The 246-nt window shown below is 48.8% G+C and carries 1 protein-coding gene; it reads right to left on the bottom strand.

The annotated features are described in order from the left end of the window. A partial coding sequence (locus ACO0LB_RS21080) for a transposase (protein WP_423052711.1) occupies positions 1-246 on the bottom strand: 246 nt, incomplete at both ends.

Here is a 246-nt window from a genome sequence, read left to right on the forward strand (position 1 = left end):
GCTGCGTGTAGCACGGCAGTTAGTAAAATCTCTTACCTTTGGTGCTTTGCTACGCGCTGCCTGTTTTTGGCCTATATAGGCAGAATCTCCCCAGTAGCGAGTCTCTTGCCCATGCAGCAAGTCAGGCAATACCTGACTGTCATGGACATTGGCACCCGTTGCGACAACGCTGTGTATCAATTTGGTCTTGCTGTCCACACCAATATGACCCTTCATACCAAAGTGCCATTGATTCCCTTTTTTGGT

Source organism: Undibacterium sp. SXout7W, assembly GCF_049339385.1.
Lineage (GTDB): Bacteria > Pseudomonadota > Gammaproteobacteria > Burkholderiales > Burkholderiaceae_D > Undibacterium.